A 13,905-nucleotide genomic window follows, 5' to 3' on the forward strand; every position below is an offset into this window, starting at 1 on the left:
CCGCTCTCTAGAGCAGGGCCAGGGGGTACTCGACGATCAGGCGAAACTCTTCCAGGTCGGATTCGAACTGGCTGGAACGGATGGTCGCCTGGCGGATGCGCAGGGACAGATCCTTGAGGCTGCCGCCCTGGAACACGTACTTGGCTTCGATATCCCGCTCCCAGCGGCGCTGGTCGGTCAGTGGGTCACCTGCCGCATCGCGGCGCATGTACACCGAGTTGGCGTGGCTGTAGTCGGCGCCGCTGCCGCGGGCGTAGCGGGTCATGAACGACAGGCCGGGAATGCCCAGGGGCTGCATGTCGAGGTCGTAGCGGACCATCCACGAGCGTTCCTTGGGCGAGTTGAAGTCGCTGTACTGGATCGAGTTGTCGAGGAAGATCGAGTCCGACTGGCGCAGGTAGTCGAAGTCGTCGTTGCCGTTGTTGCGCTGATGCGACAGGGCCAGGGTGTGGGCGCCGTAGGTGGCTCCGACCTTGGCGCTCCAGATGTTGTTGTCGAGCTCGCCCAGGAGCTTCTTGCCTTCATCGACGGCCTTGTAATAGTTGAAGCCGCTGAACAGGCTCAGTTGGTCGGACAGCGGGTAGTTGCCCGCGACGCCGAAGTAGTACTGGTCCCAGGCGTCCTTCAGGCGGCTGCTGTAGAGGCTGAAGTTGAGATTGGAGTTGAGCCGGTAGTCGCCGCCGAAGTAGCCGACCCAGGGCGAGTCCACCTTGCCGGCGTAGAAGGTGGCGAAGCCATCGCGCATGCCACTGCTGTCGGGCTGGCTCATGGCATGCAGGCGGCCGCCCTGCAGGTTGAGGCCGTCGATGCTGGTGTTCTCCAGGGTCACCCCGCGAAAGCTTTCCGGCAGCAGGCGGGAGTCGCCGTAGTGCACCACGGGGGTCTTGGGAAACACATCGCCGACTTTCACCACGGTATCCAGGGCTCGCATTTTCACCGCACCCCCAGCCTTGCCGTAGCTGTCGGCGGGCCGGTTGTCGTGGTTCAGCGGCAGCATGCCGAAGGAGCCACCGCCGCCGCTGCGGCCGGTGCCAGAGTCGAGCTTGAGGCCGTACATGGCAAAGGCATCGAGGCCAAAGCCCACCGTGCCCTGGGTGAAGCCGGATTCGAACTGGCCGATCAGGCCCTGGGCCCAGGCTTCGGAATAGCCGTTGCCGGTGGGGCTGGACTGGCCCTTGCGGTCGTCGCGGTTGAAGTAGAAGTTGCGCAGCAGCAGGTCGAGGCGGCTGCCTTCGACAAAGCCTTCGGGCCGTTCCTCGGCGGCCACTGCCGCCATAGGGCTGAGCCCCAGTACCGCAGCGAGCACGGACAGGGACAAGGGGGGATTGATACGCATGGGGGTCGCTCCTGAGTGTTGGCAGCTATCAACTTTTATATCGCCAGAGGCGTTCTTATTGGGCTCGACCGGCAGGCGTCGCAACGCCTGCCCAGTCGCTGTCGATAGTTGCAAACGGCAGATAACGGCGGGGTGACCCGGTCATTACAATTGTGCAAGAAAGCCGTCCAGGGCCCGGGCCAAAACCCCGACGGGCCGGGGGTTATCCCGGGTAGGGCGGGCTGTCGGCAGCGCCCATTACAGATAAGTAATCTGCCCGCGATCATCCTGACAGGGTCGGTTGCTTATCCTCGCTGGCGTCAACTGGACGAGGAAACTGTGATGAAAGCAATCAACCTGAGTCTCGCCGCGCTGCTGTTGAGCCTGGCTTCCCTGGCGCAGGCCGAAGGGGGAGGCGACCGTACGTTCGCCCGGGCCATGGTGGAAAACCAGAAGGCCATGGAGCGCTATGCGGCGAACCAGGGCAAGCCGGCGCCGGTGGTGCAGGCGTACCGCTACGGCATGAAGCTGGATGTCGCCAAGGTGGTCAACGTGACCCCGCCGATCAAGTCCTGCGAGGTGGTGCCTTCGCGCATGACGTATGAGGATTCCGCCGGCCAGCTCAAGACCATCGAGTACCAGGTCATGGGCCAGTGCCGCAACAACGGCAGTTGATGGGCCGCCGGCGCTGCTGTGCCGGGCCCGCAGGGGTAGGCCCGGCCAGCGTGGCTGCACTCAGTCGTTGCCGGAGCCGGGGTGCAGGGCGACGATCATGTCCACTTCCACCGAGGCATTCTTGGGCAATTGATAGACCCCCACCGAGGTCCGTGTGTGTACGCCGGCGTCGGCAAAGATCGAATAGAGGACTGCGGAGGCGCCGTCCGCCACTTCGCTCTGCTGGGTGAAGTCCGCCGCGCTCTGTACATAGACGTTGATCCGCAGGATGCGCTTGATCCGCTGCAGGTCGCCGAGCATCTGCTCGAGGATCGCCAGGGCCCGCAGGGTGCAGATCTGCGCCCCGTGCCGGGCCTGCTCCAGGGAGGTTTCGGCACCGACCCGGCCAACCACCATCACGGTATTGTCGATACGCGGGATCTGCCCGCTGACATACACCTCATCGCCATTGCGCACCGCCGGCACGTAATTGCCGCCAATGCGCATCTCGCCTTCGAAACTGTGTCCGACCTGTGCTGCGGCCTGCTGGAAAAGTGCCTTGCGTGATGCATCCATAGTCCAACTCCGTCGATCGCCCTGGAATTTCCCGTCGCCGACTATACGCGCTCCTTGGTTGCGCGAAATCCCCGGCTGCGGGCCCGAATTCCGCGGCCTTGCTGGCTGCGGAATTATTTTTGTCAGACAAGCCTTAATGGCTATTAAGAAAAATCTTTCAGGGCCGATGTTAGGCCCAAAGCAGTCCACTTTTTCAGCCCCCCCCGGTACATCCTCATGTTCAATAAACGCTTGAAGCAGGAGTTGTCGACTCTACGCGAAGAACTTTCGAGCCTTCAGCAAGTGAAGGAGAGCCTTGAAAGCGAGATGCTCGTCATCAACCTGAGCGCCGATGGACGGATTCAGTCGGTCAATCACAATTTCGCCCAGGAAATGCTCTACAAGACTGGCGATCTGGTGGGCCGGGCCCTGGAGGACATCGTCCCGGAACACGTCAAGCATGATGAGTTTCACCTGCGGTTCAAGGCGACCCTGACCCGGGGCGAACACTTTGCCGGGGCGGTGCGGCTGCTGCGCGGCAATGGCCAGGAAGCCTGGCTGCGTTCCATCTCCCAGCCGGTTCGCGACTCCGAGGGGCGGATCAAGTATTTCGCGATCTTCTCCAGCGACCTGACCCGCACCATCGAGGCCTCTCGGGAGCACGAGAACCTGATTGGCGCCCTGATGCGTTCCACCGCGCTGATCGAGTTCGACCTCAACGGCAACGTGCTGACGGCCAATGACCGCTTCCTTTCCAGCATGGGCTACAGCCTGGCGCAGATTCAGGGCAAGCATCACCGCATCTTCTGCGAGCCGGAGGAGTACAACAGCCAGGCCTACCAGGCCTTCTGGAAACGCCTGAACGCCGGTGAGTTCATCGCCGAGCGCTTCAAGCGCATCGACGCTCATGGCCGGGTGGTCTGGCTGGAGGCTTCCTACAACCCGGTCATGGACGCCAACAACAAACTCTACAAAGTGGTGAAGTTCGCCACCGTGATCACCGACCAGGTAAACCAGGAACTGGCCGTGGCCGAGGCGGCGAGCATTGCCTACAACACCTCGCTGCAGACCGACAACAGCGCCCAGCGCGGCACCACGGTGGTTACCGAGGCGGTGAACGTGATGCGCGATCTGGCCAAGCACATGCAGGAGGCCGGCGAAGGCATTGGCGCCCTCAACGAGCAATCCCTGGTGATCGGCAGCATCGTCAAGACCATCAGCGGGATTGCCGAACAGACCAACCTGCTGGCACTCAACGCGGCCATCGAGGCGGCCCGGGCCGGTGAGCAGGGACGTGGTTTCGCGGTGGTGGCCGATGAAGTCCGGCAACTGGCCTCGCGCACCAGCAAGGCCACCGAGGAAATCGTCGGCGTGGTGCGCCAGAACCAGGATATGGCCCGCGAAGCCGTGGAACTGATGGCCGAAGGCAAGCTGCAGGCCGAGCAGGGGCTAGCCCTGGCGGCGGAAGCCGGCACCGTGATCGTCGAGATCCAGGACGGCGCGCAGAAGGTGGTCAGCGCGGTCGGCCAGTTCGCCAACCAACTGTCCTCCTGATTGCTCCCCAGCACAGTGCTCCCGTCACGGGGCACTGTGGATTTCAGGGCAGCATCGGCCAGCCCCGGCGCCCTTGGCGCCATTCATTTCCCACGCTGAGACACTCGGGCCTGACCGATAGGGCCCCGGGCGACGGCTGCGTCCAAGAAAAACCAAGAAATTTCCTAGAGGCTTGTAGGAAGTATCTGGAAAGCGCTGCGAGGCTTGGAGAAAGCCCAAACTGCGCCGATGGCTAGGGGTTGTTGTATCCACTCCTAGTCTGTCGGTGTATCCATGTTCAACAAACGTTTGAAGCAGCAACTTGCCACCCTGAGCGACGAGCTGAACGCTCTGCAGCAATTCAAGGCCTGCCTGGAAAGCCAGGTGCTCAATCTCGAACTCGATGGCGAGGGGGCCATCCGCCGGGCCAACCAGAACTTCATCCAGGCCCTGGAACTCGATGGCCAGCCACTGGCCGGCGTGGCCCTGGAGAGCATCATCTCGCGCCACCCGCAGGCTGTGCCGTTGTATCGCGAATTCAAGGCGGCCCTGGGGCGCAACGAAAGCTACACCGGCCAATTGCGCCTGCAACGCGGAGGCGGCCGCGAGGCCTGGCTGCAGGTCTGCGTGCAGCCGATCCGCGATGGCGCCGGGCGGCTCGATCATTACAACCTGATCTGCACCGACCAGAGCGCTTCGGTGGAAAGTGCCTGCGAGCATGAAAACCTGATGGCGGCGCTGCTGCGCTCCTCTGCGGTGATCGAGTTCGACCTGCAAGGCCGGGTGCTGACGGCCAACTCGCGGTTTCTCGCCTGCATGGGCTACCGGCTGGATGAGGTCCAGGGCCAGAACCACCGCCTGTTCTGTGAACCGCAGGAATACGAGGGGCCCGGCTACCAGGAGTTCTGGGCGCGGTTGAACGCCGGCGAATACATCGCCCAGCGGTTCAAGCGCATCGACAGCCAGGGGCGGGTGGTGTGGCTCGACGCTTCCTACAACCCGGTGCTGGACGCCAGTGGCCAGCTCTACAAGGTGGTGAAGTTCGCCATCCTGATCACCGATCAGGTGAACCAGGAGCAACGGGTGGCCGAGGCGGCGGACATCGCCTACAGCATCTCCCGACAGACCGACACCAGCGCCCAGCGCGGCTCGGCGGTGGTCACCGAGACCCTGGACGTGATGCGTGACCTGGCTACCTGCATGCAGCAGGCCGGGGACGGCATCGAAGCCCTGAACGAGCAGTCCCTGGTGATAGCGAGCATCGTCAAGACCATCAGCGGGATTGCCGAACAGACCAACCTGCTGGCCCTCAATGCGGCCATCGAAGCGGCCCGGGCCGGTGAACAGGGGCGGGGTTTTGCGGTGGTCGCCGATGAGGTCCGGCAACTGGCCTCGCGCACCAGCAATGCCACCGACGAGATCGTCGGCGTGGTGCGCCAGAACCAGGACATGGCCCGCTCGGCGGTGGAGCTGATGGCCGAGGGCCGGCAGCAGGCGGAACAGGGCCTGACCCTGGCAGCGGAGGCCGGCACGGTCATCGTCGAGATTCAGGACGGTGCGCAGAAAGTGGTCAGCGCGGTCGGCCAGTTCGCCAACCAGCTGTCGGCCTGAGGGCGTGGGCGTGCGTCTTGGGGGCGCACGCCCGGGTTGCTAGCGTGGCGCAGGCCCATGGCACTCGTAGTGCAAGCGGTCGAACCACTCGCCGTGCAACAGGAAGCTGCGCCGCGAATGGCCGTAGCAAGAGAAGCCGCAGGCTTCCAGCACCCGCACCGAACCGGTGTTCTGCGGCCGCGCATTGGCTTCGATGCGGCTCAGTTGCAATTCGCCGAAGGCGCGCAGCAGCACCTGCTGCACCGCAGTGCGGGCAATGCCGCGGCCGTTGAAGCGGGCGCCGACCCGGTAGCCCAGTTCCGCGCAATTGAAGTAGGGGCGCTGCACCCGGTGCAGGTTGACGCGCCCCACCAGCACTGCGTTGTCGCGGATCAGGAACTGATAGCCGCGGTCTGCCTCGGCATCCTCGCACGCCTGGTTTATGGCTTCGGCGACCCCTTCGCGGGAGTAGTAGGTGGCAGGCCGGGCGTTGATCGAGGCTTCGAAGAACGCTCGGTTTTCCCCTTCGAAGGCCAGCAGGTCATCCAGGTCGTCGAGGTGTGGAGCGCTGATGTGCAGGTGGGTCATGGTGCCAGTGCCTCAATCCGTGAAGGCGCTTTCTTCTCACGATCCGCGGGTGTTCAGCAAGCCTCCAGGTGCGGTTTGATCAGCTCGGCGAACCATTCGATGAACACGTTGAGGCGGCGCGAGCGATGGCGCCGGTCGGGGTATAGCGCGCAGATATCCATGGGCGCCACCGGCAGTTCACGGAGCACCTGCACCAGCTCGCCACGGTCCAGCAGGTGCTGCACGTCGAAGCGTGGCACCTGGATCAGCCCCAGCCCCTGCCGGCAGCAGGCGATGTAGTTCTCGACGTTGTTGACGATCACCCGGCTGGGCAGCCCCAGCAGGTGCTCGCGACCTTCCAGCAGGTATTCCCAGGGCTGCTCGCGGCCGGTATCCGGGGAGGCATAACCGACCATCCACTGGCCGTTCTGCAGGTCCTGGGGGGTGTGGGGCTCGCCCTGTTCGGCCAGGTAGGCGGGGCTGGCGCAGTTGATCAGCGCCAGTTGCCCCAGGGGGCGGGCGACCAGGCTGCTGTCGGCCAGGCTGCCGACGCGGATCGCGCAGTCGATGCCTTCCTGGACCAGGTCGATGCTGCGATCGCTGGCGCCCAGGGCCAGTTGCAGGCCGGGGTATTGCGCCAGCCATCGGGGCAGGGCGGGGACGATCAGGCGCCGGGCGATGCGGCTGGGCACATCGATGTTCAAGCGCCCGCTGACGTCTATCTGGCGGTGGTGGAACAACTGGTTGAGTTCGGCGGCGTCTGCCAGCAGGCGCCGCGCCCGTTCCAGCAGAATGGCGCCGTCGGCGGTCAACTGCACGTGGCGGGTGGTGCGGTGCAGCAGTCGGGTGCCGAGGCCGGTTTCCAGTTGCTGCACGGCGGAAGAGACGGTGGCCCGTGGCAGTTCCAGGGCATGGGCAGCCTTGATGAAGCTACCCATGTCGGCCACCTGGATGAACACGCGGTATTGCTCAAGCTTATCCATCGTTTGAACGATCCTGGTTCGGGGGCGCCTGACGGCAGTGGATCGCAGCATCGGCCGAGGCGATCGATGCTGCGGCTCGGCAGGCCAATTTACCCCTTGGGCGCCAGGATTACTTGGTGGTGTAGCCGCCGTTGATCAGTAAGGTCTGGCCAGTGATCCACCAGCCTTCGGTGACCAGGTGGCGAATGAAGGGCACCACGTCCTCGATATCGGTGAGCCCGGTCTTGCTCGAAGGCGACAGGGCTGCGGCGCTCTTGTGGTACGCCACGGCGTCGGCGCCTTCGGCCGGGTAGAAGAATGGGGTATCCATGGGCCCGGGGCCGACGGCAGTCACTGAAATGCCGCGGGCACCGAACTCCTTGGCCGCGGCCCGGGTGAAGTGTTCCACCGGCGCCTTGGAGCCGCCATAGGCGGCATAGAACGGAGTGAAGGCCCCCAGCAGCGAAGTCACCAGGGTCACCAGCTTGCCGTTGTCCTCCAGGTGCTTGCCGGCTTCCTTGATAAAGAAGAAGGCGCTCTTGGCATTGACCGCGAACATCTGGTCGTACTCGTCCTCGTTGATTTCAATGATGGGTTTCTTCAGCACCTTGCCCACGGTGTTGATGGCGATGTCGATCTTGCCGAAGCGCGCCTTGGCCTCGTTGAACAGCTGCTCCACGGCACTGGCGCGGGTGAGGTCGGCCTGCCACGCCTGGGCCTCCACACCCAGGGCCTTGAGTGCCGCCACCGTGGCCTCGGCGTCGGCCCGGCTGGCGTTGCTGTTGTAGTGCACGGCCACCGCCCGGGCACCGTGGCTGGCCAGGTCGCGGGCAATCAGGCCGCCGAGGTTCTTCACGCCACCGGCGATCAGCACGACTTTGTTGTTCAGGGAGTGATCGGTCATGGCGCGGGTCCTTCAACAATTGGGGTGAAGGCTGAGTCTAGTGTCTGCACCGCTGTTGATAAGCCGTCGGCGGCTGGACGGATTATCCAGAAAATCCGGCCAATGACCTTGCCTGCCGACGGCCGCGATGGGGCTACAATCGCAGTTTTTTTCAGGAGCCAGTCATGTCCGATCTTCGTCGCCCGGTACCGCTGGACAAGGCGTACCGCTTGCTCAACCACGGCCCAACGGTGCTGGTCAGCGCAGCCCATGGCGGGCAGCGCAACATCATGGCCGCGGCCTGGGCCATGCCCCTGGATTTCGAGCCGCCGAAAGTCGCCGTGGTGCTCGACAAGTCCACCTGGACCCGACAACTGCTGGAGGCCTCGGGCACCTTCGTGCTCAATGTGCCTTGCGTGGCCCAGGTGGATATCGTGCAGAGCCTGGGCAACAGCTCCGGGCTTGAGCTGAGCCAGGGCGGTAGCGACAAGTTCGCCGCCTACGGTCTGCAGGCCTTTGCCGGCGAGCAACTGGCGGCGCCGCTGCTGGAAGGTTGCGTGGCCTGGCTGGAATGCCGGCTGCTGCCCGAGCCCCACAACCACCAGCAGTACGACCTGTTCCTTGGCGAAGTGATTGCCGCCCAGGCCGATGCCCGGGTGTTCAGCGAAGGGCGCTGGCACTTCGACGGGCACGACCGGCTGCGTACCCTGCACCATGTTGCGGGCGGGCATTTCCTGACCATCGGTGACGCCGTTGACGGTCGGCAACTGCCCCTGGTCGGCGAGCCCTGAGTCAGGGGATCAGCCGGTAGTCACGCAGCCGTTGCAACTGTTCGAGCACGCTCTGGTGGCTGTCGATGCAACCGGTAAAGCCGGCCTGGTGGATCTTGATGGTGCTTTGCACCATGTCGTAGCCGGTGTTGAGCCAGCCATCGACGAAGGGCCAGGCGGCGATCTGCTCCCAGGGCGTGGGGCGCAGTTGCTGTTCCTGGACAATGCGCGCCCACAGCGGCGCCTTGTCGGCCATCTGCACCCCCAGGTTCATCGGTTGCGGAGCGGCGCTGGCAAGGCCGAAGAACCCGGCGATCTGTGGCCACAGGTGCTGCCAGCGAAAGTGATCGCCATTGGTCACGTTGAAGACCTGCTGCTGTGCATTCGGTGAAGTCAGGGCCCAGAGCACGGCCTGGGCCAGCACCCGGGAATCGGTGGCCTGGTGCAGCGCCGACCAGGCCTGCAGGCTGCCGGGAAAACGCAGTGGCAGGTTCAGTGCCTGGCTGATGGCGGCGAAGCTGGCGATGCCGGTGAGGATGTTCATCGGTGAGTTGAGGCTGGGGCCCATGACCCCGTCCGGGCGCAATACCGTCCAGGCAAAACCCTCGCGTTCGGCTTCATGCCACAACAGGTCTTCCTGATCGTTGTAGAAGATCGGCCCCATAAAGCGCGGGTCGCTTTCCTTGGCTGGCGTCTTATAGGACCCCAGGTGTTCACCGTAGGATTTGCCGCCACCGATCAGCACCACCTGGCGCAACCTGGCTCCGGCCTGGCGCAGGGCCTTGAGGCTGTGCTCCAGCATCGCCAGGTTCGGCGCCACTGTGGCGGCCATGCTTTCCCGCTCGCTGTAGGCGCAGAACACCAGGTCGGTGACGCTGCCCAGTCCGGCAAAGGCGCGGGCGGTGCCGGCGACGTCCAGCAGGTCGGCGCTGATGTGCGCTGGTGCCGGGCTGCCGTCCAGCAGGCTGGTCGGTGGGCGGCGACGGGCGGCGGTGGTCAGTTGCCAGCCCGGGGTACGGTGCATCAGCTCGACCACTGCGGTGCCGACCACGCCATAGCCGCCGATCACCAGCAAGTGACGGTCCGGGGAAGTTGAAACGCTCATCTGGGATACCTCGAATAAAGGGATCGCCAGCATAGAGTCGGGTCTTTGAGTGAAATAGACTGCCGGCCGGAACAGCATCTATGAGTTGAATTCATATGGCGGGCAGCGAGATCAACCGGTTTGCCGAGATGGAAACCTTTGTCGCGGTGGTGGAGTGTGGCGGCTTGTCGGCCGCTGCGCGGTTGAGGCAGGTGACGCCTTCCTCGGTGAGCAAGCTGCTGGCGCGGCTTGAAGCACGCCTGGGCGTACGCTTGCTCAACCGCTCCACTCGCCAGTTGCAACTGACCGCGGAAGGCCGCGGCTTCTATGAAAACAGCGTGCGCCTGCTGGCAGACCTGCGAGAAGTGGAGGGTGAGGCCAGCAGCGCCCGGGCTCCGGTGGGCCGGGTGCGGGTCAACACCAGCGCCTCCTTTGGCCTGCATGTGCTGGCGCCCCTGGTGGCGGAGTTTCTCCAGCTGTATCCGCAGGTGTCCCTGGACCTGGTGCACAGCGATGCCCTGGTAGACCTCTTGGGGGAACAGACCGATGTGGCGATCCGCACCGGGCCGCTGGCGGATTCGCAGTTGATTGCCCGCAAGCTCGGGGAAACCCGCGGCGTTGTCGTTGGCTCCCCGGCCTACCTGGCTCGCTGTGGCGTACCGCAGACCCCGGAGGATCTGGCCGCGCACCACCTGCTCGGTTTCGACTACGCGCGGGCCTTGCCGGGCTGGCGCCTGGGCGCGGCGGGCGAGAGCCAACTGCTGCAGCCCAATGGCCGGGTGCAGGCCAGCGACGGCGAAGCCTTGCGCCATCTGGCGCTACACGGTGCCGGGCTGGCGCAACTGGCGGCCTTCACCATCGCCGATGACCTGGCCAGCGGCAGGCTGGTACCGGTACTGGAAGCCTTCAACCAGGCGCCGCTGGAAAGTTTTTATGCGCTGTATGTCGGCCAGGGCGGCCACGTGCCGTCGCGGGTACGGGTGTTCATCGACTTCCTGGCACTGCGGGTGCGCTTGTAGCCGCCACTGGTCAGGCGTGGCGACGGATGCTTGAATCAACCCCCTGGCGACTTTTCCAAGGACAGAACATGCATGCAGTTTTCCAACGACTGGTGAGCCTGCTGGACAGCCACCAGGCGCGCTATCGGGTGATTTTTCACCCGGCCGAAGGGCAGTCGGCGCGGGTTGCCGAGATCCGCGGCACCGAACCTGGGCAGGGGGCCAAGGCCATGCTCTGCAGCCTCAAGGGCACAGACGAGGTGTATGGGCTGGTGATTCTCAGCGGCGACCAGAAGCTGGACATGAAAAAGGTCGGCGCGGCCCTGGGGGGCAAGAAGGCGCAACTGGTATCGCCGGAGCTGGCCAGGGAGCTGACTGGTTGCGTGATCGGCGCCATTGCTCCGCTGAGTTTCGATCCGCGCATCCGGCTGATCGTCGACCCGCAACTGACCTCCCGCTATAGCGAGATCGCCTTCAACGCCGGGCGCCTGGATGCCTCCATGGTGCTCGATACCCAGGACTACCTGAGGATCGCCCAGCCGCTGCTGCTGAGCGTGACCCGGGACCTGGAGAGCGACAGCGCCCAGCCCGGTTGAAGGCGGCTACCAGCTCAACCGAACCAGGGCCTCGGCAAAAGCGGTGAGCTTCGGCGAGCACTGGCGCGAGGGCGGATACACCAGCGACAGCTCGCGGCTGCGCCCGGCATGCTCCTGCAGAACCGGCACCAGCCGGCCGGTGTCCAGGGCTTCGCGTACCGCGAACTCCATCAACTGGGCAATGCCGAAGCCGCCGAGCACCGCGTCCACCAGGGCATCGCCGATATCGAAGATCAGCCGGCCCTGGACGGCCAGGTCCAGGGGCTTGCCCTGGTCCATGAACTGCCAGTCCACCAGCCGGCCGCTGCGCAGGTTACGCACGGCCAGGCAGTTGTGCTGCTGCAGGTCGGCCAGGTGCCGGGGCGTGCCATGGCGCTCCAGGTAGCCTGGCGCCGCCACCGTGACCCAGCGCAGGGGCGCCAGGGGCCGGGCAATGAGGCGCTGGTCCTGGATCACCCCGGTGCGCACCACCGCGTCGAAACCTTCATCGATGATGTCCACCACCCGGTCGGTCATCACCGCTTCGATGCTCAGCCCCGGGTGCTGGGCCGTCAGCTCGCCGATCACCGGCATCACCACCTTGCGCCCGAACAGTGACGGGGTACTGATCTTCAACATTCCACTGGGGGATTCGCGCCGGTCCAGCAGCAGGTGTTCGGCATGGGCCAGTTCCGCCAGCAGGGGGGCGGCGCGCTCGACCAGCACCTGGCCGTCCGGGGTCAGGCTGACACTGCGGGTGTTGCGTTGCAGCAGGCGGACCCCGAGCTGCTGTTCCAGGCGGGAAATGGCTCGGGACAGGCCGGACTGGGTCAGCCCCAGGTCACCGGCGGCACGGGTGAAACTGCGGGTTTCGGCAACCCGGACCAGCAGGCGAAGGGCGTTCAGATCCATGATTAAAGTCATTACTGAAAGAGAGAATGGCTTGTTTATCATTTAAACGGCATCGATGACACTGGCCGCCGGTTATTTCCACACAAGGATCTTCGCGATGTCCGCGACCCCGTTAGCCAAGCCGTCGGGCTGGATGCTGTTACTGCTGGCCACCGCGCAATTGATCATCGCCCTGGACGCCACCATCGTGTTTGTCGCCCTGCCGGAAATCGGCAGCCACCTGGGCTTCTCCGCCCAGCAGTTGCAATGGGTGGTCAGTGCCTACAGCGTGGCCTTCGGTGGTTTCCTGCTGCTGGGCGGACGGGCGGCGGACCTCCTGGGCAAGCGGCGTTTCTACATCGTCGGCCAGTCCTTGTACGCCCTGGCCTCGCTGGCCGGCGGCCTGGGCGGCAGCGCGCTGCTGCTGGTGCTGGCCCGGGCGGTGCAGGGCGTGGGCGGGGCAATGCTGTTCCCCGCGACCCTGGCCCTGATCAACACCTGGTACGCCGAGGGGCCGGCGCGCAACCGGGCCTTTGCGGTGTGGAGCGCAGCCTCGGCGGCGGGGCTGGCCCTGGGGGCGCTGCTGGGCGGGGTGCTGACCCAGTACTGGGGCTGGGAGGCGGTGTTCCTGGTCAACGTGCCCCTGGCTGGGGCCTGTGCGTTGCTGGCCCGGCACTGGATACCCGCCGACCCTGCGCGCCAGCGCGGCCGTCAGTTCGACTTGCGCGGCGCGCTGACCGTGACCCTGGGTGGCACCCTGCTGGTGTTTTCCATCGTCCAGGGCCCGGAGTGGGGCTGGAGCGCCCCGGCGACCCTGGGCTGCCTGGCGTTGTCCCTGGCCCTGCTCGGGTTGTTCGTGCGCCTTGAACAGCGTAGCGCCGACCCGCTGATGCCCCTGCGCCTGCTGGGTTATCCACAACTGCGCATGGCCATGGTGATTACCGCGCTGTTCATGAGCAGCTTCGGCGTGCAGTACTACTTCCTCAGCCTGTATTTCCAGCAGGTCGATCAGTTCAGTGTGTTGCAGAGCGGACTGGCGTTCCTGCCCTCGACCCTGCTGTGCACGGCCGGGATCTGGGTCGCGGAGCGGGCCCTGCTGCGCGTAGGCTTGCGGGCGACCCTGGTCAGCGGCTTGCTGCTCGGGGCGCTGGGCATCGGCCTGATGTACCTGGCCCTGCCGGGCAGTAGCGGCTTTGTCGGCCTGCTGCCGGGGATCGTGATCATGAGCATCGGCCAGGGCATGACCTGGACCTCGATGTGGGTCTCGGCCGGGCAGGGTATCGCGGCGTCCGAGCAAGGGGTGGCTGCGGGCGTGGCTTCCACCAGCCAGCAGATCGGCGGCGCCCTGGGGCTGGCGCTGCTGGTGTCCCTGGCCAACACCTTGAGCGCCGGCGGTAATCAGGCCTATGGCATCGAGATGGCTACCGCCGCCAGTGCCCTGCTGGCGCTGTTCGGGGCCTTGCTGGCGCTGCGCCTGCCCCGGGCTGGAGTGGCCTTGCCGGCCTGTTCCGTGGCCCAGGGCTGAGGG

At 65.1% G+C, this 13,905-nt stretch carries 12 protein-coding genes and 4 pseudogenes; 9 read left to right on the plus strand and 7 right to left on the minus strand.

Annotated features, from left to right (window positions below):
• Window positions 1–7: 7 nt before the first annotated feature.
• The gene (locus AC07R1_RS18375) at window positions 8–1,336 is read right to left on the minus strand and encodes an OprD family porin (RefSeq protein ID WP_015637023.1); all 1,329 of its coding nucleotides are present in this window, start codon (window positions 1,334–1,336) and stop codon (window positions 8–10) included.
• A gap of 321 nt (window positions 1,337–1,657) precedes the next feature.
• Here AC07R1_RS18375 and AC07R1_RS18380 point away from each other — a divergent pair, with 321 nt between their 5' ends.
• Window positions 1,658–1,990 carry a DUF2790 domain-containing protein gene (locus tag AC07R1_RS18380; RefSeq protein WP_015637022.1) on the plus strand — a complete coding sequence of 111 codons (333 nt, stop codon included), beginning with the start codon at window positions 1,658–1,660 and terminating at the stop codon, window positions 1,988–1,990.
• A 60-nt stretch (window positions 1,991–2,050) separates the two neighbouring features.
• Here the strand turns inward: AC07R1_RS18380 and AC07R1_RS18385 are convergent, their stop codons facing one another.
• The gene (locus tag AC07R1_RS18385) at window positions 2,051–2,545 is read right to left on the minus strand and encodes a RidA family protein (protein ID WP_011063456.1); all 495 of its coding nucleotides are present in this window, start codon (window positions 2,543–2,545) and stop codon (window positions 2,051–2,053) included.
• A gap of 216 nt (window positions 2,546–2,761) precedes the next feature.
• Between AC07R1_RS18385 and AC07R1_RS18390 the strand changes: the two are divergent.
• The 4 pseudogenes from AC07R1_RS18390 to AC07R1_RS18405 all read left to right on the plus strand — a co-directional run.
• Window positions 2,762–3,532 (plus strand): annotated as a pseudogene (locus AC07R1_RS18390) (PAS domain-containing protein); the annotation flags it as partial.
• A gap of 111 nt (window positions 3,533–3,643) precedes the next feature.
• A pseudogene (locus tag AC07R1_RS18395) lies at window positions 3,644–4,078 on the plus strand (methyl-accepting chemotaxis protein); the annotation flags it as partial.
• A 273-nt stretch (window positions 4,079–4,351) separates the two neighbouring features.
• Window positions 4,352–5,128, plus strand: a pseudogene (locus AC07R1_RS18400) (PAS domain-containing protein); the annotation flags it as partial.
• Window positions 5,129–5,233: 105 nt separating this feature from the next.
• Window positions 5,234–5,668 (plus strand): annotated as a pseudogene (locus tag AC07R1_RS18405) (methyl-accepting chemotaxis protein); the annotation flags it as partial.
• 39 nt (window positions 5,669–5,707) lie between these two features.
• Here the strand turns inward: AC07R1_RS18405 and AC07R1_RS18410 are convergent.
• The 3 genes from AC07R1_RS18410 to AC07R1_RS18420 form a co-directional block, all read right to left on the minus strand.
• A complete protein-coding gene (locus AC07R1_RS18410; protein WP_015637021.1) occupies window positions 5,708–6,235 on the minus strand; it encodes a GNAT family N-acetyltransferase in 528 nt (175 codons plus the stop codon).
• Between the two features lie 53 nt (window positions 6,236–6,288).
• Window positions 6,289–7,197, minus strand: a complete 909-nt coding sequence (locus AC07R1_RS18415) for a LysR family transcriptional regulator (protein ID WP_019093558.1) — start codon at window positions 7,195–7,197, stop codon at window positions 6,289–6,291.
• A 109-nt stretch (window positions 7,198–7,306) separates the two neighbouring features.
• The gene (locus AC07R1_RS18420; protein ID WP_011063451.1) at window positions 7,307–8,080 is read right to left on the minus strand and encodes an SDR family oxidoreductase; all 774 of its coding nucleotides are present in this window, start codon (window positions 8,078–8,080) and stop codon (window positions 7,307–7,309) included.
• Window positions 8,081–8,244: 164 nt separating this feature from the next.
• Between AC07R1_RS18420 and AC07R1_RS18425 the strand changes: the two genes are divergently transcribed.
• The gene (locus AC07R1_RS18425; protein WP_011063450.1) at window positions 8,245–8,850 is read left to right on the plus strand and encodes a flavin reductase family protein; all 606 of its coding nucleotides are present in this window, start codon (window positions 8,245–8,247) and stop codon (window positions 8,848–8,850) included.
• A gap of 1 nt (window position 8,851) precedes the next feature.
• Here AC07R1_RS18425 and AC07R1_RS18430 read toward each other — a convergent pair whose 3' ends face one another.
• Complete coding sequence (locus tag AC07R1_RS18430; RefSeq protein ID WP_495110814.1) at window positions 8,852–9,934, minus strand: SDR family oxidoreductase; 1,083 nt, start codon at window positions 9,932–9,934, stop codon at window positions 8,852–8,854.
• A gap of 95 nt (window positions 9,935–10,029) precedes the next feature.
• Between AC07R1_RS18430 and AC07R1_RS18435 the strand changes: the two genes are divergently transcribed.
• Complete coding sequence (locus AC07R1_RS18435; protein WP_011063448.1) at window positions 10,030–10,932, plus strand: LysR family transcriptional regulator; 903 nt, start codon at window positions 10,030–10,032, stop codon at window positions 10,930–10,932.
• A gap of 68 nt (window positions 10,933–11,000) precedes the next feature.
• On the plus strand, window positions 11,001–11,507 hold the full coding sequence (locus AC07R1_RS18440) for a YbaK/prolyl-tRNA synthetase associated domain-containing protein (RefSeq protein WP_019093556.1): 507 nt from the start codon (window positions 11,001–11,003) through the stop codon (window positions 11,505–11,507).
• A gap of 6 nt (window positions 11,508–11,513) precedes the next feature.
• Here AC07R1_RS18440 and AC07R1_RS18445 read toward each other — a convergent pair whose 3' ends face one another.
• On the minus strand, window positions 11,514–12,398 hold the full coding sequence (locus tag AC07R1_RS18445; protein ID WP_019093555.1) for a LysR family transcriptional regulator: 885 nt from the start codon (window positions 12,396–12,398) through the stop codon (window positions 11,514–11,516).
• A 97-nt stretch (window positions 12,399–12,495) separates the two neighbouring features.
• On the opposite strand from AC07R1_RS18445, the gene AC07R1_RS18450 reads away from it, so the two are divergent.
• Window positions 12,496–13,902, plus strand: a complete 1,407-nt coding sequence (locus AC07R1_RS18450) for an MFS transporter (RefSeq protein ID WP_495110815.1) — start codon at window positions 12,496–12,498, stop codon at window positions 13,900–13,902.
• Window positions 13,903–13,905: the final 3 nt, after the last annotated feature.

The sequence above is a fragment of the Pseudomonas sp. GW821-FHT07F01 genome, assembly GCF_059418825.1.

Bases quoted from the DNA above. Each gene is read 5' to 3' on its own strand.
- AC07R1_RS18375 (WP_015637023.1), bottom strand. From the start codon at position 1,336: ATGCGTATCAATCCCCCCTTGTCCCTGTCCGTGCTCGCTGCGGTACTG.
- AC07R1_RS18380 (WP_015637022.1), top strand. From the start codon at position 1,658: ATGAAAGCAATCAACCTGAGTCTCGCCGCGCTGCTGTTGAGCCTGGCT.
- AC07R1_RS18385 (WP_011063456.1), bottom strand. From the start codon at position 2,545: ATGGATGCATCACGCAAGGCACTTTTCCAGCAGGCCGCAGCACAGGTC.
- AC07R1_RS18410 (WP_015637021.1), bottom strand. From the start codon at position 6,235: ATGACCCACCTGCACATCAGCGCTCCACACCTCGACGACCTGGATGAC.
- AC07R1_RS18415 (WP_019093558.1), bottom strand. From the start codon at position 7,197: ATGGATAAGCTTGAGCAATACCGCGTGTTCATCCAGGTGGCCGACATG.
- AC07R1_RS18420 (WP_011063451.1), bottom strand. From the start codon at position 8,080: ATGACCGATCACTCCCTGAACAACAAAGTCGTGCTGATCGCCGGTGGC.
- AC07R1_RS18425 (WP_011063450.1), top strand. From the start codon at position 8,245: ATGTCCGATCTTCGTCGCCCGGTACCGCTGGACAAGGCGTACCGCTTG.
- AC07R1_RS18430 (WP_495110814.1), bottom strand. From the start codon at position 9,934: ATGAGCGTTTCAACTTCCCCGGACCGTCACTTGCTGGTGATCGGCGGC.
- AC07R1_RS18435 (WP_011063448.1), top strand. From the start codon at position 10,030: ATGGCGGGCAGCGAGATCAACCGGTTTGCCGAGATGGAAACCTTTGTC.
- AC07R1_RS18440 (WP_019093556.1), top strand. From the start codon at position 11,001: ATGCATGCAGTTTTCCAACGACTGGTGAGCCTGCTGGACAGCCACCAG.
- AC07R1_RS18445 (WP_019093555.1), bottom strand. From the start codon at position 12,398: ATGGATCTGAACGCCCTTCGCCTGCTGGTCCGGGTTGCCGAAACCCGC.
- AC07R1_RS18450 (WP_495110815.1), top strand. From the start codon at position 12,496: ATGTCCGCGACCCCGTTAGCCAAGCCGTCGGGCTGGATGCTGTTACTG.